At 52.6% G+C, this 21,102-nt stretch carries 19 protein-coding genes and 1 other RNA gene; 12 read left to right on the top strand and 8 right to left on the bottom strand.

Annotation, left to right across the window (positions count from 1 at the left end; genetic code table 11):
- Positions 1-4: 4 nt before the first annotated feature.
- The 4 genes from PED39_07120 to PED39_07105 are packed head-to-tail and all read left to right on the top strand — an operon-like array spanning position 5 to position 4,255.
- Positions 5-640, top strand: coding sequence for a DUF115 domain-containing protein (locus tag PED39_07120; GenBank protein WII07354.1), 636 nt, complete (start codon positions 5-7; stop codon positions 638-640).
- A 55-nt stretch (positions 641-695) separates the two neighbouring features.
- Entirely contained in the window at positions 696-2,309 is a 1,614-nt protein-coding gene (locus PED39_07115) for a site-2 protease family protein (GenBank protein ID WII07353.1), read from the top strand.
- Between the two features lie 18 nt (positions 2,310-2,327).
- Entirely contained in the window at positions 2,328-3,272 is a 945-nt protein-coding gene (locus tag PED39_07110) for a magnesium transporter CorA family protein (GenBank protein ID WII07352.1), read from the top strand.
- 5 nt (positions 3,273-3,277) lie between these two features.
- A complete protein-coding gene (locus tag PED39_07105; GenBank protein ID WII07351.1) occupies positions 3,278-4,255 on the top strand; it encodes a methanogenesis marker 2 protein in 978 nt (325 codons plus the stop codon).
- 1 nt (position 4,256) lies between these two features.
- Here PED39_07105 and ffs read toward each other — a convergent pair.
- An RNA gene (ffs, locus tag PED39_07100) (signal recognition particle sRNA) lies at positions 4,257-4,565 on the bottom strand.
- Between the two features lie 165 nt (positions 4,566-4,730).
- Between ffs and PED39_07095 the strand changes: the two genes are divergently transcribed.
- The 6 genes from PED39_07095 (at position 4,731) to twy1 (ending at position 9,855) form a co-directional block, all read left to right on the top strand.
- The gene (locus tag PED39_07095) at positions 4,731-4,865 is read left to right on the top strand and encodes a hypothetical protein (GenBank protein ID WII07350.1); all 135 of its coding nucleotides are present in this window, start codon (positions 4,731-4,733) and stop codon (positions 4,863-4,865) included.
- Positions 4,858-6,492 (top strand): sodium:solute symporter family protein, encoded by a 1,635-nt coding sequence (locus PED39_07090; GenBank protein WII07349.1) that lies wholly within the window; start codon positions 4,858-4,860, stop codon positions 6,490-6,492. Before PED39_07095 ends, PED39_07090 begins: the two co-directional genes overlap by 8 nt.
- A gap of 24 nt (positions 6,493-6,516) precedes the next feature.
- Positions 6,517-6,795 carry a hypothetical protein gene (locus PED39_07085; protein WII07348.1) on the top strand — a complete coding sequence of 93 codons (279 nt, stop codon included), beginning with the start codon at positions 6,517-6,519 and terminating at the stop codon, positions 6,793-6,795.
- A gap of 166 nt (positions 6,796-6,961) precedes the next feature.
- The gene (locus PED39_07080; GenBank protein WII07347.1) at positions 6,962-7,456 is read left to right on the top strand and encodes a zinc ribbon domain-containing protein; all 495 of its coding nucleotides are present in this window, start codon (positions 6,962-6,964) and stop codon (positions 7,454-7,456) included.
- The gene (locus PED39_07075; protein WII07346.1) at positions 7,456-8,853 is read left to right on the top strand and encodes a replication factor C large subunit; all 1,398 of its coding nucleotides are present in this window, start codon (positions 7,456-7,458) and stop codon (positions 8,851-8,853) included. Before PED39_07080 ends, PED39_07075 begins: the two co-directional genes overlap by 1 nt.
- Before the next feature lie 57 nt (positions 8,854-8,910).
- Entirely contained in the window at positions 8,911-9,855 is a 945-nt protein-coding gene (gene twy1, locus PED39_07070) for a 4-demethylwyosine synthase TYW1 (protein ID WII07345.1), read from the top strand.
- Here twy1 and PED39_07065 read toward each other — a convergent pair.
- From PED39_07065 to PED39_07055, 3 genes are all read right to left on the bottom strand, one after another.
- Positions 9,840-10,139: a DUF1294 domain-containing protein gene (locus PED39_07065; GenBank protein WII07344.1), complete on the bottom strand. Its 300-nt coding sequence runs from the start codon at positions 10,137-10,139 to the stop codon at positions 9,840-9,842. The genes twy1 and PED39_07065 overlap by 16 nt on opposite strands.
- Before the next feature lie 4 nt (positions 10,140-10,143).
- Positions 10,144-10,557: a hypothetical protein gene (locus PED39_07060; GenBank protein ID WII07343.1), complete on the bottom strand. Its 414-nt coding sequence runs from the start codon at positions 10,555-10,557 to the stop codon at positions 10,144-10,146.
- Between the two features lie 78 nt (positions 10,558-10,635).
- Entirely contained in the window at positions 10,636-11,184 is a 549-nt protein-coding gene (locus PED39_07055; protein ID WII07342.1) for a manganese efflux pump, read from the bottom strand.
- Between the two features lie 177 nt (positions 11,185-11,361).
- Here PED39_07055 and PED39_07050 point away from each other — a divergent pair, with 177 nt between their 5' ends.
- Complete coding sequence (locus PED39_07050) at positions 11,362-12,303, top strand: hypothetical protein (GenBank protein WII07341.1); 942 nt, start codon at positions 11,362-11,364, stop codon at positions 12,301-12,303.
- A 53-nt stretch (positions 12,304-12,356) separates the two neighbouring features.
- On the top strand, positions 12,357-12,971 hold the full coding sequence (locus PED39_07045) for a 3'-5' exonuclease (protein WII07340.1): 615 nt from the start codon (positions 12,357-12,359) through the stop codon (positions 12,969-12,971).
- Here PED39_07045 and PED39_07040 read toward each other — a convergent pair.
- From PED39_07040 to PED39_07025, 4 genes are read right to left on the bottom strand one after another with little or no spacing between them, the layout of a single operon-like run.
- The gene (locus PED39_07040; GenBank protein ID WII07339.1) at positions 12,946-15,573 is read right to left on the bottom strand and encodes an HAD-IC family P-type ATPase; all 2,628 of its coding nucleotides are present in this window, start codon (positions 15,571-15,573) and stop codon (positions 12,946-12,948) included. The genes PED39_07045 and PED39_07040 overlap by 26 nt on opposite strands.
- Before the next feature lie 18 nt (positions 15,574-15,591).
- Complete coding sequence (locus PED39_07035) at positions 15,592-17,196, bottom strand: PD-(D/E)XK nuclease family protein (protein WII08389.1); 1,605 nt, start codon at positions 17,194-17,196, stop codon at positions 15,592-15,594.
- Positions 17,197-17,244: 48 nt separating this feature from the next.
- On the bottom strand, positions 17,245-18,477 hold the full coding sequence (locus PED39_07030) for a UvrD-helicase domain-containing protein (protein WII07338.1): 1,233 nt from the start codon (positions 18,475-18,477) through the stop codon (positions 17,245-17,247).
- Positions 18,470-21,097: a PD-(D/E)XK nuclease family protein gene (locus PED39_07025; GenBank protein ID WII07337.1), complete on the bottom strand. Its 2,628-nt coding sequence runs from the start codon at positions 21,095-21,097 to the stop codon at positions 18,470-18,472. Before PED39_07025 ends, PED39_07030 begins: the two co-directional genes overlap by 8 nt.
- Positions 21,098-21,102 lie beyond the last annotated feature (5 nt).

Raw genomic sequence — 21,102 nt, 5'->3', positions numbered from 1 at the left:
TCCGTTGGATTTCTCAGAGTGGGAACCCATCTACATTGAGATCCTGAACGACCTCGGTTACAGCCGCGATGAGGATGAGAACTCAGTACGCATACTCAAAGCGGTAACATTGAATTCCGATCTCCGCTCGGGTGAAGATGCGGCGGAAATTCTGGGGGATGTGGTCACAGTCGTGGGGAATGCTCCATGTCTCGAGGCGGACATCTCTAGAGGGGTAGAAGGAACGGTTCTTTGCTCAGGTTCCGCAGTGGGAAGATTGATGGCCCAGAGCATCATGCCGGACATGATATTCACCGATCTGGATGGGGATATCGATCCCCAGATAGAGGCCAGTTCCAAGGGGGCATTCACCTTCATACATGCCCACGGGGACAATGCTGATCTGATCATGAAGTATGCCGGCATGTTCAAGGGGCCTGTCGTCCAGACTACACAATCCGCTCCGGAGTACACAGTGTTCAACTACGGAGGATTCACCGACGGGGACAGAGCCTTTTGCTTCGCCAGACATTTCGGTGTCAAGGACATACACCTGGTCGGTTTTGACTATGATAATCCCATGCCCAAGGAAGGATCGGATCCTGCTGTGAAGAAGAGGAAGCTGGTCTGGGCCAGAAAGATCATCCAATCCCAATGCTGATTCCACTCATCCTATTATTATAGGATGAAGGCTTTGTCTGCACTCGAGGCATAGCATGGATACGGCATACTTGGTCATGATCATTCTCTGTGTCGTCTACATCCCAATTTGGTTCTGGGTGTGGAGGAATCCTGAGAAAGCGGCCAAGTACCATCTTGTCAAGTACGGTCCGACCGTCATGATCAAGACCCAATTGGGTATCAAGGCCATGGACAGGATCGGGAAGCACCGTCTGTTCTGGCGCGTCTTCGGATTCATATCGAGGCTGCTCGCGGCCATCCTGTTCTTCATCATGATGTACATGCTGATCATGTCGCTGCTGGCCCTTCCTTCCAGAATAGGTTCCGGAGGAATAGGCATCCAGTATGCTCTGGCCATCCCGGGATTCAACCCCATGCTGCCGCTCACATACGGTATTCTTGCACTATTCATCGCTATGGTCGTCCATGAGATGGGTCACGGCATCCAGTCCAGGGCCAACGACTGCAAGGTCGATTCTACCGGACTTCTCTACGGAGTCGTACCGCTGGGAGCCTTCTGCGAGCCTAATGAGGAAGAGCTCAAGCATCTCTCCCGCAGGGCTCAGATGGATGTCTACTCTGCAGGAATATCGGTGAACACATTCGTCGCGGTCATATCGCTGGCGCTGATGCTTCTGATATGCTCTGCCATCCCCGTTGCAACGTTCTCCAACGAGGTCGACGGGGATCTGCCCGGAATCTATTCCATCGATGAGGGCTCCCCAGGATACCTATCCGGTCTGACCACATCAGCTTTGATCACAGGAGTCAAGGAGGTCGACGGCGAGGATTATCTACCAGTCTATGCCGATGTATACGGCAGATACGTTTCGATAGGTTCAGATTTGGAATTCTCTCCGCTGAACATGTATCAATTGCGTTACGTCCTAGGAGACGGCGTCGTCAGATATTCGGAACCTTTGCAGATGGGTGCTCTGATCAAATCAGTCACTAATAACAGTCCTGCCAGTTCAGCTGGACTGCAGCCACTCAACTATCTCTACTCCATCACGATAACCGATGATGATTCAACCACGGTCTACGAGATACATGACGCTAATGACTTCATGTCGACCATGACCAAGACGCATGCCGGAGACAAGGCGACGATAACCACCGCTACAATCGCCGAGGACGGAAACATAGAGCTGCATGATTACGAGACCACGCTCACGGCATCTGGATCGCAGGGTTACCTCGGACTGTCGGTGACCAATTCCGGTTTCACCCTCACCACTCCGACCATCATGATGGATTCCGCCACGAATCCGTTCAAGAACTGCACGGATCCGCTGAGTTACGTCCAGGCTCTGTTGACCTACCTTTCAGGCCCGCTGAACGGTCTGGACCCCATTCCGGACAAGATCACATGGTGGTATGACGCCCCCGGCGGAGACCTCACATGGATTATCGTGAAGATACTGTATTGGGTGTTCTGGTTGGACATCCTGCTAGGCATTTCCAATGCTCTCCCCGCCTATCCTTTCGATGGAGGATTTTTATTTGAGGGAGGCATCAATTGGTTGTTGGAGCTCCTAGGTGTTAAGGACGAGGAGAGGCGCAGGAAACTGTCGGAGAGCATCTCCGGCTCGATATCCAACGTCGTACTGCTCATGTTCTTCCTAGTCCTGCTCGCATTCGTAATATGAGGAAAAGAGGTGAAAGAGATGATCGATATCTACGAGATGGTCAACGGCAAGGTCGCTAAGACCGACGAGATCAAGGACAACGTATGGATCAACATGGTGAATCCCACCGTTGAGGAGATCGACGCTGTGCAACAGGCGCTAGGTATCGATAGGGAAGCCCTCACCGCCGCTCTGGATGACGAGGAGGGTTCCAGGACAGAGGTGGCAAAGAACTATTCTATCGTCTTGGTCGATGCACCTACCAGGGAGTGGAGGAATGGACACGAGGAGTTCACAACCTTCCCTATCTCCATCACGCTCACGGACAAGGTCATCGTTACCGTCTGTCTGCAGCCCCTGTTCGCTATCAACAACATCCTGTCGTCGATGAACAAGTACATCAACACAGTGGATGTCACCAACAGGTCGCGCTTCCTGCTCCAGATCCTCTTCAGGATTGCAATCAACTATCAGTCCGACCTCAAGTACATCGAGGTCAAGCGCAATGCGATCGAGGAGTCGATACGCAAGGCCACCAAGAGAGAGGACCTGTTCGAGCTCCACGAGTTGGAATCCAACCTGGTCTACTTCAAGACCAGTCTGTCTGTGAACGCTTCCATCATAGAGAGGATCAGCAGGCAGTCCAGGCTCATCACGACGCCCGAGGACAGGGAGCTCATAGACGATGTCATAGTCGAGACCAACCAGGCTCTGGAGATGACCACCACGTACTCGCAGATCATCAAGGGTACCAGGCAGCTCGTAGAGGCCGATCTCAACAACTCCCTGGCGAACGTCATGAAGTTCTTGACATCGATCACTCTGATCATCTCTATTCCGACTATGATCGCCAGCTTCTACGGAATGAACGTGGAGCTTCCGGGAGGAGGCTACGAGTACACGTTCGTCATCCTGCTGATCATCATGGTCGTGCTCTGCGCCATATCCGTCGTGATATTGCGCAAGAGAGGTCTTTGGCGCTGATCACCATGGTAGATCTGGAGAAGCTCGCTAACGCCATCCGTACCTATCCCGGGGTCACCAGGAAGAACGCCATCCACAAGGTCGTGGACATGTTCCCGACCTCCGGTTTCCCCAAGGTGATCGCTGCCGAGGGTGAAGATGCCGCTGTTCTGGAGAACGGTGACCACTGCGTCCTGTTCGCGGCAGACGGTATCATGGAATCCCTCATGGAGGCCGATCCCTATCTGGCAGGCTATTACGCTGTTCTCGTGAACGTCAACGATATAGCCGCTATGGGCGGGCGCCCTCTGGGGATGGTCGACGTCCTCTCGATGAACGACGGCAAGGGCGAAGAGGAGGTCATTCGCGGAATCCAGGCGGGTATCAAGAAGTTCGGAGTACCCATAGTGGGCGGCCACACACATCCAGACTGTGATTACAGGGCGATTGAGATCTCTATAATCGGCTCAGTGAAGAACGGTGATGCTCTGCTCAGCTCCACTGCACAGGCAGGGGACGATATTGTCTTCGTGATCGATCTGGATGGCCGCTTCCCAGAGTCTGTTCCCTATACTTACGATACCACATCCGCCAGGTCGGATGAGATCGTCCAGGCACAGCTTGAGGCCGTAGCAGTCATCGCAGAGAAGCACCTGGCCCATGCATGCAAGGATATGAGCAATCCGGGACACCTCGGTACACTTGGAATGATGCTGGAGACCTCCTGCAAGGGTGGGCTGGTCGATGTGAACAAGATCCCTATCCCGGAGGGAGTGGATCCAATCGAGTGGTCCAAGATCTATCAGGGATGCGGATTCGTTTTCTCTTGCGACCCATCGCATTCACAGGAGATTATCGATCTATTCGCCCAGGTATGCTGTGCCGGTGCCGTTGTGGGGAAGGTGGACGATTCCAATGTCCTGAAGATAACCGATGGAAAGCAAACTGTCACGCTTTTCGATTTCGATAAGGACATCATAACCGGTGTCAAAGTTAAGAAATAAGTGTCTGGCCACAGCGGTTGTTCTCGCATCCGTCCCCAAGTTGACCATTTCGCGCCTCAACCCTGCGATCCCGTAAACGTCAGTGGTTCGAAGTAAGGCTGCTCCCGTCAGGACCTGACCCGGTTCCCCCGATTAATGCCTGGAGAACGACCCTCCGGCCGTTTCTAAGACAAACTCCGACTCTACAGGACAAGATTTCATAGTTGCTCGATGGGCTCAAGGACATCAACGGGCCCGCCCGCTGCTGTCACCCCCGCGTATTGACGATTTCGGGTATAGGGCACGCCAAGCACCCCGGTCAAGCCAAACAATAGGTAATTCTTGATGTTGTTAAAAAAACTAATGCACAATAAATCCAAGTCGTTGAATGTCTCAAAATTAGGCCAGTAATTGCTGGTACGTCAATTTTATATACCAAACTATCATAACCCCAATTACCGTGCTATGTGTTAGCACGCCACATTGGTGATTGAAAATGAGTATCTTAGGCCTAACGGACCCCTGGGTAGTAGCCGCATACGTAGGATGCATACTGTCTGTTGTGTTCTGCATCTGCTACAGCATAAAGAAAGGCAGGGAGCCCGACGATGGAGATGATTTGGATGACTGACGGTGTCGATCTCGTAATCCTCGGCGCAATGACGGCGGTGTTCATCGCTGTCACGCTGTTCCTCGGTTGGTACGGATACAGGAACACCAAGAACAACCAGGAGTTCCTTCTCGGACGTAACAAGACCAGTCCGTTGATCATCGCTCTGTCCTATGGGGCAACATTCCTAAGTGCTTCTGCCGTCATCGGTTTCGGCGGTCAGACTGCCGTACACGGAATGTCATTGATGTGGCTTTGCTTCCTGAACCTCTTCGCAGGTCTGGTCGTAGCATTCATTATCTTCGGTAAGAGGACAAGAAGGATCGGCAGAAAGCTCGGTGCGGCAACATTCGCGGATTTCCTTGGAAAGGTATACAACTCCAAGGGGATCAGGGTGTTCACTGCGATATTGATCCTTGTGATGATGCCCATCTACTGCGCTGCAGTTCTTAAGGGAGGAGTGAACTCCCTGGCGGTCATCACAGGCCTTACAGAGTACTACAACCTCATTCTGATCGGACTTTCCCTTGTCGTTGCCGTATATGTCGTATACGGAGGTATCATCGCTGTCATGTACAACGATGCTTTCCAGGCATTCATCATGTTCGCTGGTATGCTGGTCATCCTCTTGGTGACCTGGGCATACACCGGCGGAATCACCGCAGGAAATGAGTCTCTAGTTAGCCTCTGGGATGCCAGGATGGGAGACATATCCGGAATCGGAGTAGCGGACGGATTCAACGGATGGACAGAAACGTCATCATTCGGAACCCGCGAATGGCTTACCGTCGTGACCACATTCATCATGGGTGTAGGCATCGGTGCGTTGACGCAGCCCCAGCTGGTCGTCAGGTACATGTCTGCTAAGTCCGACAAGGATCTAGACAAGTCCCTCCTCATAGGGTCGATATTCATCTTGGTGGTTGTCGGCGCCGCATACACCGTAGGTCCTCTGACCAACGTGTTCTTCACAAACGAGCACGGAATGTTGTCTTACGAGTACCTCACCAGCATGGGTCTCGGAACGGATTTCATCATCCCGCAGTACATCCTGGAGGTGTTCAGCAACATCACGTTCGGCGAGGTATTCGTATCGCTGTTCCTGCTGTCGCTGATCTGTGCTTCCATCTCGACAATCAGCGCCCTGATGCACACCATCGGAGTCGCTGGGGGATACGATCTGTACTCGGAGTTCAAGAGCAGGAAGACCGGAATCAGAGCGGATTCACAGAACATCAACCTGAACAGGGCATTCATCGTCGTCTTCATGGTTCTCGTGGTGGTTTACTGCTACATGATGCCCAGCGACATCATCGCTAAGGCGACTTCAGTGTTCATGGGAGTCACCGCTGCCGCATTGCTGCCAGCTTACTTCCACTCTCTGTACTCCAAGAGACCGAACAGGAAGGCTGCAGTGGCGAGCATCGTCGTCGGTACCACGGCGTACATGTTCTCCGCACTCTTCCTGAATGCTGGTATGAGCATATTCCTGCCAATCTGCAAGATGATTACCGGATCGGCCGTGCTTTTCCCGGGAACCACCATCGCATTCGTGGATCCCCTGGTGATCTCGCTGCCTCTTTCGACAATCGTAATGGCAATCATGATATTAGTTCAGAAAAAAGAACCAAATACAGTGAGCGCATAAAACAACACAAGTGGTAGGACGACTGTGACCAGAGAGAAGTCTGTTGCATCCTTCGAGGAGAAGCATCTGATATCGATAATGATGTACATGTCGATAAACGAAGAATGCAAGAAGATGGACATCTACGAGCAGATCACGTCGAACCCACGCATACCGGAAAAACTCGACCGTCTGGAGGGCATGGGTCTGATAAAACAGATCCATGACCCCAACCAGAGGTCCATTATCATTTCTCTAACCCCCAAAGGGAAGCAGGTCTGCGATCTCCTGAAAGAAGTGGACAGGCTGATCAAGTCGGAATAAACCGGGAGCATCCCAGCATTCTTCGGCATTCCGACCATTGACGGGCACTGTGCTCGGGCATCTCAGATATCAATTATGCCCGCTGATGCCCCACATCTATAGTCAAAGTATTAAGGGCGAAGAGCATGGAGGTGTCTAGATTGCATTTGGACGGAGGTGAAGTTCAGTGAGGCATGTGTGCATCGGATGTGGAAACGAGATCCCTGAAGGTCAGGAGTTCTGTTACGTATGCGGTGCCTTGGTCAAGGATTCTCTTATGATTAACGATGATGGTAACATCATCAACGTTCCTTACTGCAAGAATTGCAACTCGCCTGTCCCCAGAGGACTGGAGACATGTCCAAAATGCGGAGAGCCTGCGGATATCGCCTCTATAGACATGGGCTTCACCAGACCCAAGAAGTTCGGAGCAATGGATTACATAGCTTTGTTCTTGGCCATTGTACCGGGATTCTTCAACGTGTTCGGATTGGGACAGATAGTGATGAAGAGATGGTCAAAGGCCTTCTTCTACATCTGCGCCACGATAATGCTATACTATCTGGCCCCTAATCTAATGACGACTTCGTCCTCCTACATGCTGCTGATAGTCGTAGAGATGTTCATCTTCCTGTTGTCCATAATGGATGTCTACAACGCCGTTCTGAGAGGTGAGTCGTGATGGACTGGACAGAGAAGTACCGTCCTAAGACACTCGATGACGTCATAGGCAATCCAGGAGCCGTGAGCTCGTTGAGGCTCTGGGCCGAGTCCTGGGAAAAAGGCATACCAGAGAAAAGGGCGGTCGTGCTGATAGGCACTCCGGGAATAGGGAAGACCACTTCCGCGGAAGCATTGGCCATGGATATGGGCTGGTCAGTTGTGGAGATGAACGCTTCGGACCAGCGTACGGGGGATGCCATCGAGAACATCGCCATTCGCGGATCCAAGTTCAATACCTTCTCTGATTCGGGTGAATACCTCGATACGGGCAAAGGGCAGCGCAAGCTGATCATCCTGGACGAGGCCGATAACTTCTTCGGCAATGTGGACAGGGGCGCGATCCCCGTCATCACCAAGTTGATCAAGGAGACGCTCCAACCGGTCATACTCATAGTGAACGATTACTACGAGCTGTCACGCAAATGCAGCGCAGCCAAGACCGATACGCTCCAGATAACTTTCCAAAAGCCCAAGGCCGTTTCCATGGCCAAGGCACTATACAAGATCGCCGAGGCAGAGGGTATCGAAGTAGATCCCGATGCAATGACGATGATCGCTGAGAAGGCCAACGGGGATATGCGTGCAGCCGTCCGTAATCTGGAGGCGCTATCGCTCGGCCAGACACACGTGACTGCTGCGATGGCCGAGGACCTCTCCACCCGTGACAAGCGCAACGACATGTACGCCCTCATGTCCGCTATATTCAGATCGAACGACGCGATGAAGTCCCGCAATCTCTTAAGGGATGTGGATACCGATCCGCCAGAGTTGGAGCTTTGGGTAGATGAGAACCTTCCTTACGAGTATCTGGACAAGGGAGATCTCGTCCGCGGATACGAGAAGCTCTCACGTGCCGACATCTATCTCGGCAGGGTTCAGAGGAGGCAGTACTTCGGCTTCTGGTCCTACGCCAGCGATACTATGACTGCTGGGGTCAACTCGGCCCGTATGAGCAACAGGTTCTCACACGACCGTCTTCATTTCCCATCATATCTGATGAAGATGTCCAGGAGCAAAGGCGTCCGCGCTCTCAGGAAGAGCATTGACCTCAAGCTTGCTATCTATCTACACACTTCTACAAGGCGTGCTGATCTGGACATCCTGCCCTATCTGAAGCAGATGATCGCAAATGATTCTGATCTCAGGATCATAGTTACAAAGGAACTCATGCTGGAACCGGAGGAACTCGGATTCCTTCTGGGGAAGAAACCGGATTCCAAGGAAGTAAAGGCCGTATTCGCTGCTATCGAAGCAGATTCTGTCCCTGAGGTCAAAGAGGCCCCAATCAAGAAGGCGAAACCAAAGAAGGCCGAACCTGTACCCGAGCCTGCACCTGTCGAGGAGAAATCCGCCTAGCAATCCAACGATCGCAAGAAGAATCAGGCCAGCCTTTTCGATTTCTGAGTGGATAGCATGGACGAGGATTACAGGAACCTACTGATCAAGCAGCAGTACCGTATCTACAAGGACCATGCCGCCGTCAAGCTCTGCCATTGGATGAAGGAGAGCATGCTCCATGAGCGCCACTGCTACAAGCAGGATTTCTATGGCATCCAGAGTCACAGATGCCTTCAGATGACCCCGGCCATAAACGAATGCAGCCATCTCTGCACGTTCTGCTGGAGGGTACAGGGCAGCGATTTCCAGGTGAACGACTGGGCCGAGCCCAAGGAGATGCTAGACGCGCTCATAAACGAGCAAAGGAAGCTCATTCAGGGATTCAAGGGCGACCCCAGATGCGATCGCCAGAGGTTCGAGGAGGCGATGAACCCCAACCAGGTGGCAATCTCACTAGCCGGTGAACCTATCACCTATCCATATCTGTCGGATTTCATCAAGGAATGCCACCGCAGGAAGATGTCAACCTTCCTAGTAACGAACGGTACTTACCCCGAGAGGCTTGCTGCCTTGGAGGAGCTGCCCACCAAGGTCTACGTCACTGTAGCAGCGCCTAACGAGGAGACCTATCGTAAGATCTGCAGGCCCAAGATAAAGGATGGATGGCAGAAGCTCATGCAGACCTTAGAACTGATGCCTTCCCTTGAAACGGGTACTGTCATAAGGCATACTTTGGTCAAAGACATCAACATGATGGAAGTCGACAAGTATGCGGCGCTGGACAACATCGCTCAGCCCGATCTCATAGAGCCTAAGGGTTACGTCTTCGTGGGCGGATCGAGACAGCGTCTCTCGATGTCGAATATGCCTTCTTTCCAAGAAATAATGGATTTCGCTAATGAACTGGGCCCCCTGGTGGGGATGGAAGTCATCCGCACCAGAGAGGACAGCCGTGTCGTTTTGTTGGGTCACCAGGACTCAGAGCTTGACGTCAGCAAATCTTATCAGTTGAACAGGTGAAGCAGGAAGTCCAGGCGTCCGGTGTACGCCAAGTATGCGATCGCGATGACGTGCAGCACCAGGAACAGGTAGACCAGTTTGAACTTCAGCTTCTGCGTCTTATGCCTGACTGCAAGCATTCCCGCGGTCGCACCGAAAGGTCCGAAGAAGGCCAGAGCGATGAGTGTGGACTCCTTGGTCCTCCACATGTCCTCCTTCGCCTTGTGCTTGTCCCAAACAAAGGCCAGGAAGGCGATGATGTTCAGTACGATGTAGACGAGGAATACGATAAGTCCGTATTCCATCGGATCATCCCAGTCTGGAGATGAATGAATCGACTTCCGCAGGGAATCCGGACTCGTTCATCTCTTCTGCCTTCTTGGGGATGTAGAACGCATTGGAAGCTTCTACTCCAAGATCCTGAGCGATCTGAGCAGCCTGCTCAGCGTTCTTCTCATCGTCTTTGGAGACCAGGACGTAGAGGTATTTCTTCTTCTTCGCCAGAACATCTGTGTTCTTTTGGACGAACTCATCAACAAGCTTATCGGCCCTGCCGCTGTTGTTCGCGGTACCGAAGATGATTGTATCGTACGCATCCAGGTTCAGAGTCATCAGGTCCTTCAGGTTGAAGATGTCTGTCTTAGCGTTTTTTGAAATGTACTTGGCAATGGGGATGTTCCCCTTTGTCATGAAAGTTGTAGCGAATATGAGTGCTTTTGCCATCCCATCACATCCAGCCACGGCGCTCCGTGACTAAGACCCAGATGCAGTTGATATTATATACATTAATCGACCGATTAATCAGAGGATTTCAAGGCCTTCTAAAAGCGCCCAGATGCTGTTGAATATGAGGAGGCATCCGCCGAAGATGGCAGCGATCGTACCGAACCTTTCACCGATATGGTTCCCCAGGTACATTCCTATCACTGTAGCGAGGAACACGGTGCATCCAAGAAGTACCGACCCCTTGAAGTTACCGGTCTCTCCGACAGCGAAATAAACGCCCAGAACCGCTGCATCTATACTGAGGAGGATAGATAGGGGAAGCATCCTTTTGAAGGAGAGGTCGAATTCGGGCCTCTCATCCTCGTCCAGCAAGGCATCTTTTATCAGAACTATTCCCAGGACCAACATGATGACGAAAAGAATGTAGAAGCTGTAATCAGAGATGAAATCAGAGAATTCCGCACCCAGAGACCAACCGATCAATGGCATAAGGCCGTGGAATACACCGAACCATAGTCCGACCTTGAACAGCATCAAGGGCGTGATCTTCTTTTCGGAAAGACCTATCCCCAAAGACACGGCAAAGACATCAGCAGACATTCCGATGCATATCAAGACTGTCATCCAGGTGATCATCTTAACACCGTGTAATAGAATATGATCTTTATAGAGAATTTCATCGCTGAAGATGAAATTTTGTTGTTCAGGCTTAATCGCTTTGAGTGAAGCACAACATATCACTTCACTCCCTCAGGGGAGGATTCTCCTTTTTACCCGATAGCGCCATTACAGTCCGATAAGATGGCGTACGAGACCAAGATCATCGACACTGCAAGGACCAATGAGCTCCTCGAGATATGCAGACCCATGAACTACTATCGCCACAAGGCCGATATCAACGGTATCTGTGTGGAGCTGTTCTCCTGCAGGAAAGAGTTCATCGATATGTGGTCTGACAACTTCTATCATATGTCCGATTCAGTGAGGTCACACGCCAGGATCTATTGCATAGATGACGGTACAACGGAGCTGCATGCCGAGTACGACATCTCCACACATACGATATTCCTGTTCAATTTCGACTACTACGGCTGGATAAAGAGCGTGGCCTTGGGATTGGCCGGAAACATATTGGAGAGGGAGCATTGGGTGTATTCCGTCCACGGAGCGGCCATCGACATCGACGGCAAGGGTGTGACCCTCATAGCGCCTTCTAAGACCGGAAAGACAACTCAGTCGTGGGGCCTTCTAAGAGAAGCCAACTCCCATCTTATCTCGGACGATTGGTATTTCGTCCAGTTCGGAACCGGCCGTCCTAGGATAAACGGTTCTGAGAAGAACTGCTACATCGATGCGGATATAGGGGACGTCTGGGAGGAATACAAGCCCCTGGTCACCGGCGTGAAGTTCGATAACAAAGGCAGAGGGATCGGCAACGTCCGTTGGGTCCGGGGACAGGGTTCAGTCATCTCCAAGACATCCATGTCCATCGTCATCCTTCTCAAGAGGGACAAAGAAGATCCCACAATCGTCAGCGAGCTTAGCACGGAAGATGCCCTCAGCTATCTCCAATCCCATGACTTCTGCAATCCGCACCAGCTCATAAGGGACGAGACCAGCGTAGGCATCCGTACCGACTTCTTCAGGAAGTATCTCTCACAATGCAAGGTCTACATGGTCAACACCACATGTTCTGCCGAGGAGACACAGGAGCGTATACGCACATTGATCAGACAGTCGTGATTCTAAAGACCGACAACACAGGACTTATACGCGTAGAGCTTATCGGACGAACCATGGACTTCATGACCCTGGATGCCATTCCGCCGGACGAGATATACGTCCTCGATACCGAGACCACAGGTCTGTTCGGTGCACCGAAGGATGTCGTAGTCGATGTGGGCATCACGAAGGTCTGTCTGAGGCAGGAGATCGTCGAGGACGTCTATTCCTCCGTTCTGGGCTATGATGTGGACGAATGGGACGATTACAAGCGCAATGCATGGATCTTCCAGAACACTGATTTGACATTGGACATGGTGGCAGGTGCTCCTCCCGCAATGAACGTTATTGAGGATGTCCGCAGGATCCTCAGGAACAAGGCAGTCACTTCCTACAATGTGGCATACGACATGAACAAGTTCCTCTATCTGGAGCCCTGGTGTCTCAGGGGGACGTTCAAACCCTGCACGGACATCATGGTGGCCGCCACGGAGGTCTGCAGGCTCCCCAGCGAGTACTACGAGAGGAAGTACCGCTATCCCAAGCTGGATTACGCCTACGCCAAGATCCTCGACGGAGAGGACCCTGCGGGCATCCACGGAGTCCAGGACCACAGGGCGCTTTCCGATGCCCGGATGGCCTCTTACATCATGATAAAGATGTTCAAAGACGGCTCATATCGTCCTTGATCTTCTCGGAGAGGTTCGTCTCATTCACAACGTCTCCCTTGGTGTACTCTTTGTCGAGCCTGTTGAGATACCACTTCTCGAACATCTCCACCGGTCTGTGCATGATGTTCCTCTTCACACATATCAGGATCAGGAAGAACGCTATCGCCACCGCGGCTACGACCAGCATCGCGCAATCGCTGGGGAGACGGGCCATTCCGATGACCGCTGCGAACCACGGGAAGAAAGCGAACATTATGCATACCAGTCCGAGGACGAAGACCACCAGGAAGATGGGCAGTATCTTCTTGTTGACGTTGCCGTCCACCGACAGGAACTTGAAACGGGGACAGACGATGAGCAGCTGAAGGGCACCTACGATGGCAGCGAACTCCACCATGCTGGACCTTGCAACTATATCTGCTACGGCGGAGGCCGATGGATATTCGTAATCCATCGATACCAGGAAATAATTGACGAACTGAGAAAGCGATATGCCCAGTCTGTCGGCGTACTCCTGAAGATAGCTGAAATCCATAAGATCGGGATTATCGTACATCATATTCCATGTGAGGGCGTAGATGATCACGCCCATGACACCTATGATGATGGCTGAGGGTATGGCGAAACGCAAAACGCCTGGCAGGATAAGCTCATCGTTCTTGTCTGGGGTCGCGAAAACGGTCATGAAGAATGCGATGACCGTGACGGCCACGAATGCGTAGAACATATTCTGGATGGGGAGCATGGGCATCCTGCCGAACACGAAGAACACCAAGGCGAACATTATAGCAAGGGCGAAGTTCCTTGAGATGTAGACCTTGAGGATGTCCCTGATTCCAGAGATCGTCCTCCTTCCCTCGACCAGAGCCTTCGGTAGTGCTGAGAAGTTGTCATCCACCAGGATCATGTCGGCGACTCCCCTGGCGGCACCGGAACCGGATTCCAAAGCTATACCGACCTGGGCGGATTTGATGGGTTTGACGTCATTGACCCCGTCACCTATCATCGCGACGTACTTGCTGTTGCGCTTGAGAACCTCGATGACCTTCTCCTTGTTCTCAGGTTTCATCCTTCCGAAGATGTTAGTCCTGAGGACGACCTCGTCCAATTCGGAATCCGGAAGGGCCTCAAGCTCGGGACCAGAGATTATGTTCCTCTCTCCGGGGATGTCCGCGATCTTGAACAGTGCATCGACCGTTACCGGATCGTCACCCGAGATGACCTTGATGTCCATGCCGTTCTGAATGAACACATCGATGGACTCCCTGCAATCGGGCCTGACCTCATCCCTTATCGTGATGACGGATACGGGAGTGAGAGGGTTGATGACGTAATCATCGCCCTTGTTGAGCGGAAGGTCCTCGGATCTGCAGAGCACCAGTGTCCTGAACCCCTTGGAGGATTCTTCCTGAATGATGGAATCGATCTTGTCTGCGTCGGAACAGTGCGGGCGCAGGACATTCCATGCTCCAGAGTACAATGTGTAAATAATGCCCTCGTCCCTGACCTTGACCGCGCTGTATTTTCTGGCCGAAGAGAACTGTATCTCTTCGATTAGTTCTGTCTCGGTCTCTCCGAACTTATCAATGAGGGTCCTGATCGTTCTGTTCTTGCTGCCAGTGGCGTTGGAGAATAGGCGGACCATGTGCTCCATCTCGGAATCGTCCACGAAGTTGGTGGCGGATTCATAGAGGAGGTTGTTGGTCGTTATGGTCCCGGTCTTGTCCATGCAGACAACTTCCACATGGCTGAGTGACTCAACGGAGTTGAATCTCTGAAGGAGCACACCGGTATCCGCCATCCTGATCGCGGCTATCATGTAGGTGAGGGTGATCAGGAGGAACAAAGCGATGGGCACGATATCCAGACAAAGGACAAGGATCTCAAGGATGCTCTCGAAATCCTCTATATCGAAGATGTTCAGCCCGTGGATCACCTCGAATATGATCGAAAGGAATAGCAGGAAGAAGGCTACGACCATCAGCACGGTGGTTATAGTGCCCGTCTCCATCTGGAGGGGGGTCTTCTTGGATGTGAACTTCTTGGCGCTGTTCAGCATCTGGGATGCGTATGATTCGTTTCCGAATGCCGTTACGACATACTTCGCCTCACCAGTGACGCAGACAGATCCCGAATAGATCGTGTCCCCCACGTTTTTCTTTACGGTGCTGGACTCTCCCGTGAGCAGGGATTCGTCCATCTCCATGGACCTGCAGTATATCAGTTCGCCGTCAACCAGTGCCTGCTCCCCTGCGGCGATCTTGATCAGATCGTCCTTCACGATGTCCTTCTGGTCGATGACGACCTCGCCGCCGTTGCGGATGACCGTAACCTTGGGACGGGTCAGGAGGGATATCTTGTCCAGACGGCGTTTGGCACGGATCTCCTGTATGGTGGAGATTATGATGTTGACCGTGATGATTCCGGTGGCGGATATGGCGCTGGTGTAGTTCTCGAGGACTATCAGCGCCGCTCCTACGATGAAGAGTATTATGTTGAAGGGTGTGACGATGTTCTTGACTATGATGTCGGTGTAAGACCTGCTGGTCTTGATATCGGCATTGTTCATCTGACCGTTCTTTATCCTCTCGTCAACTTCTTTCGAAGTCAGCCCTTCCATACCACAAGGATTACTCTATCATTTATTAAGTTCACCCGCGTAATCCAGTACACGTTTCTTGATTACCGACATATCCACGGGCTCTATCTTCTTGAAGATGCCTCTGGACACATAGTCGATGTAGCAGTCGACGGGCTTGTTGTAGAATCCTTGCACAGCGTACGCGTAGACGGAAAGCTGAATGGTGTACTCCTCCTCGAACCTGTCCGATACGTCGGTCTTGTAGTCGTGGACCTCCATACGATCCGGATACAGGACCAGCAGATCTATCACCCCTCTAAGGGTGGCGTTCAGGTCGTCTATGGGGAGACCGCAATCGATCTCGGTGTACTTGATATCGGCATCGGAAACGCCGGCCAGGACCTTGCGTATCTGCTCCACCTCCGGATAGCTCTCGTCAACGGGCTTGCCCTCCGCCATCAGCTCTGCTATCTTGTGGACCTCGGTTCCGTACTCCATGCCCTTGCCTCCGACCTCGTCGGACCCCATAGTGTTGGATGTCCCGTCCCCGTCATTGAAGTTCAGGATCTCGTGCACACCTATTTTTTGGCGTCTGGAGGGGTAGTCGGGCACGTCTGGTCTGTCGATGAGCTGCTCTCTTAGAACATCCGGATCGTATTCCACATTGGGGATGGCGGAGAATCCGTCTTCCATGAGCCCTTCTATGAACTTGGAGGGTTTGGGTCCGCAGATTACGGTCTCGTACTGCTTCGCCCTGGAGAGTGCGACGAACATCAGTCTCCTCTCCTCGCTGTAGTCCATGGAGAGGACGGATTTGGCCAGCCTGGTCCTCCAGTTTATGCAGATCTTCGAGTAGTCGCCGAAACGGCCTATCTCCTTACCGCAGCGGACTCCGAGGGTGTCGTCGAAGAAGAACGTTCCCGAATCCCTGTTGGTGCTGGGCATCACGCCGGAATCTATGAACGGGGTGATGACAACTGGGAACTCCAGACCCTTGGATTTGTGCATGGTCATGATAGTGACCGCTTTGGTGTCGATGAGATTCTCGACCGGATATGTGGAACCATTCTCGATGTCGTCGTCGATTATCCTTATGACATCGGAGATCGTGAGCAGGGTGCCCCTGTGCACGGAAGACACGGTCGAAATGATGGCCTGGGTGACATCATTGTCCAGGCTGTAGAACTGGAACAGGCTTGTGAGAAGATCCGTGATGCGGCGGCGTTTCTTATAGAGCTCATCCCTCTGTTCGACTAGGATCTTGGGGATCAGATCGGGGTTCTTCACGGCTGACCTGATCTGCACAGGTGTGTAGTCCATATCGGCCATTATGGGGACGAAAGCCCATGGATCGCGCTCGTTGTTTACATATCTCAGCCATGCGAGGGCCAGCTTCCCTTCGCGCGTGGACATTATCTGCACATCCCCCTGGAGATAGGCGGGGATCCCCTCCGCCTCGCAGGCGTCCCTAATCATCCTGCAGTGCTCGGTCTTGCGGCAGATGACCGCTATGTCACCGAAGCCCACGTTCCTGGAGGTCTCACCGTCCCTGACGGCGTATTTCCTGGAGAAAACGTATTCCTTGATGGCACGAACTGTGTCCGTGACCTCATCATCCTTCGATTCGGACTGGACAAAACGGATGCCCTTGCAGTCACCGATGTCCTCCCTTCCTGCCTGGATGAGGACGACGTCCTCCTTCAGCTGTTCCTAGCCGATGACATCATCGTTCGAACCCGGGAGGCAGATGCACTCGAATGCGGTATCTATGATCTCCTGGGAAGAACGGTAGTTGACGTCCAGAGGGAGCTTAACAGCCTCGGGGATGGAGAAACCGACCCTCTTATCGCCTATGTTCAGGAATCTCCTGTACTCTACCGTCTTTTCCTCGAATCTGGTGATGTTCTCTATGGAGACGTACCTGAAGCCGTAGATCCCCTGCTTCCAATCCCCGACAACGCAGAGGTTGGGCTCCTTCAGGATCATCAGGGAGATCATCAACTGGTTGGCGTTGGTGTCCTGGAATTCATCCACCATCAGGTAGCGGAAGGAGTTCCTTTCCCTGACGTTCCTCTGTCTGTACAGCACAGTGAACGCGAGGATGGCCACCAGATGGAAGGTCAGGCGGTTGTCGGTGATCGACTGTTTGATGTAATCATAATAGACGTCGTGGACGAACCTGTAAAGCTCTGTCCTGTTCTCACTTGCGGATTCCTCAAGAAACGATCCGTCGATGTTGCCGCCGTCGTTCCTCCCGGGGACATTGTATCCCTGGTCGTCATCGATCTTGGACAACGCGTTGACGTTGAGGCATTTGCCCCTGGCGGTCACGGAGTTGTTGGCCCTCAGGAGTTCGAGTATCTGTTCCGTATCCCCCTCCAGGATGCGGTCGGCGTGGTTGCCGAACCATCCTTTGCTCAGTGGGATGAGACCGCGAGACATCAGGTTCTCGATGAGGTCCATCAGGGATTCCGGGTTCTCGCTGGCTATGACGGCAATATCACCGTAGTCGGAACCCTTGCTGCTAAGGAAACCGTCGAAGAAACGATGGAAGTAGTCCCTGTTCAGGGAGTCGTTCTCCTGCATGTATGCCGATCTGGTAAGCTTCTCCTTGAAGCCGAAGAATTCGCTGATCTCGTCAGGGGAATCCATAACTATCGACAGACAGAATGCGTCAAAGGTCTTGGTCATGACAAGCTTGGAATCCCTCTCCATGCCCTTCTCGGTCATACGCCTCTTTATGCGTTCTTCCATCTCCGCCGCGGCATTGTTCGTGAAGGTTAGCAGGAGGACATCCTTCGGGGATATGTCCTGCCTAGAGATCATGCTGATGTAGCGCTCCACTATGGTATGCGTTTTCCCGGTACCGGGACCGGCATCGACGACAATCATTCCCTCGTGGGTGTCCGCGATCCTCTGTTGGGAGGGGTTCAGCTCACTCATCGGTCTCACCTCCGACATCAATGACCTCCTTGGTACACACCGAGAAATACTGACAATCCTTGCATTTTTGTCTGGGTTGGGCCGGAAATTCTACCTTGCTCTGCTCAATCATCAGCAAATGCATATCTGAGATTCTCTGCATCCTGGAATCCAGCTCGGACTGCGGCATCTCGATGATGGAGCCGTAGCTGAGGATACCTCCCTTGGTCAGCGAGGCTATCTTCCTCAGACCGGGTTCGATGGTAGATGATTTTATGCCCAGACGATTGTTGATGGCTGCAACCAAAACCGTATCCTGGTCCCAATAGGCAGGATCTTCCCCGCCCAACTCTTGGATGACGGACATGAGGCTGTCAACATCGTTCCTGAGTTCCTTGCTGAGATAACAGGCGAGGAATGCCCTAAACGGCCTGCTGCTTACGACGATCTCCTTCAGGGTCTTGTCATGTACGATGACGGATCTTACGTTGGATGTGATCGGGGTCTCGCCTGTGGCGGCGGTCGTGTCGTTATCCATGGCGTAGAACAGGTCGAACCTTCCCTTGTTCCCGACCTCCTGCTGAATCAACGAGAGGTATATCGGTGCTTGGAACTCGGGGTATCTGGCCTTGGAATCGAATGTCATGGCCTTGGCGATATCCGCAGGTGTACTGGCCTTTCCGGTCTTGTAATCGGTAATGGATCCGCCCCAGACGAGGTCCAGCTGGCCGTGGACGGGGAACTTATCAGACCTGATGTCCCTCTCGCATACAGAGCTGGTCCATTCCTTCCCCAGAGCCTCCATGAACCTGTTGGGGTTTTTCTTGTCGGAGATCTTCACGTCAAGGGGTGCATCCTTAACGTCCAGATGATCTATGTATTCGATGATAGCCGACATGGCCTGCTTGATCTTCGCCACATCGAGGTCCTTCATCATCGGGGATGAGAGGCCAGAGTACCTGTCGGATATCAGCGACACGAAGTGGTCGATACCGAGTTCCCTGACATCTTCGGGATAGCATACATAGAACTCAGCGAAGGAGTGTATCAGGGTACCGAACTCGGTGCTCTTCTCATCCGGTGTGGTGAGGAATGAACCGTAGAGGTACTTCCTCGGACATGAGTAGTAGTTGTTGAATGATGATTTGGAGAAGTAAGATGAGAAACCGTCGTCCGCAGGCCCCTGTTTGGTCGGATCCGCGGGTATGAGTTCGTCCACGGGCCTATGCCATCTGCCCTTGACCAGTTCCCTGCACATCATAGAGAAGGATTCCATCGGTTTCCTGTAGATCAGGTCGAACAGCATGCAAGGCCTCGCCGGTTTGCCGCCTTTCGTGGAGTTGACCAGATAGTACCTCACATTGCCCTGCTGGAGCAATGCGTTCAGCCTGTCGACGTTCTTATCGGTCTCGTCCTCGACATCTATGTAGGGTTTGCCGACAACGGAGATGTTCCATTCCTGCTCCATGCCGAGGTATATAACCACAGGCCTATCGATGTAGACGGAGTTCTTGCAGTCGACCAGGAGCACACCTCTCTTCTCGTTCTCGGGGATCTCCTCGTTGTGGTGAAGCTCCTTCACGTTGTCCACTGCGTATTTCACCTCGTTCAGATTGACCGATGTGATTCTCGTATCCGCCACCTTCAGGTCCTCGATAAGGATGCCGACCTGTATCCTGGCCCTCTTGTCGCAGACAATGTCGCATACATCCCTGTAGGTCATCGAGCGGATGGCCTTCATAACATTCCACAGCTCAGACGCCCGTTCCGTCATGTCTGATTCGTTCTGCTTGCAGAGGAGGAACTCCTCCCTGCCCTTCCTGAAGAATCCGTTGTAGTTGGAGAACAGCTCTTTGACGTGCTTGACACGAATAGTATCGAATTCCATGGCCAGGGTTATGAACTGAAGGTAGTCCCTAATCTGTGAGAGGTCCCTGACGTTGAGGGCGTTTATGAATCCGATATTCACTCTGTACAGGGATGCCCTGACCGCATCCGCGATGGGCCCGCCGGTATTCAGGACGATGGCGTAATCGGTGCTCTTCTTCGGATCTATCAGATCCACGGCATTCTCCGCAAGCTGGCGGTCGTTTCCGATCTCGTAGATCCTGTTGATGGTGTAATCATCATCCTTGGAAATGGATATGGATTCGTGATTGATGGGGATGAAATGCTTGTCCAGGTCGTTGAACAGCTCCTCGGCTATGACGGCCACCCTGTTGCCCCTGTAGAATTCATCGTCATCGGGGACGAAGGCTCCCATCACGCGCTCCAGCGTGGGGATGGCCTCGTACGAGTCGTATACGGCCCTTGATGCGGCGGTATGGAGATGTTTTGTGACCTCCTTGGTGTATTGCCTAATCTCTTTGATATTCTCGATCTCGCTGTGGACGTACTTCATGCTGAGGCCGGTCTCGGCCGATACAGTGGAGATGACCTTTAGTTCGGAGTAAAGGGGGACGCCCATGACCCTGGATGCCACGTGAGCGGCTATCTGTTTGGGCGTCATGGCGAAATGCCCAATTATGGGCCTGTCGATCCTGCCGTTCAGGGCAGTGGCCAGGGCGGCATCGGTGGTGATGACCAGATCGAAGTCCCTGACCTCCTCGTAGAGTTCGTCTATGCTCTTGGTGCATCTCATCGTGT

The organism is Methanomassiliicoccales archaeon LGM-RCC1 (assembly GCA_030168575.1).
Lineage (GTDB): Archaea > Thermoplasmatota > Thermoplasmata > Methanomassiliicoccales > Methanomethylophilaceae > Methanoprimaticola.
Note: the sequence above shows the minus strand (reverse complement) of the source record. Positions and strands in the feature narration are given on the sequence as shown.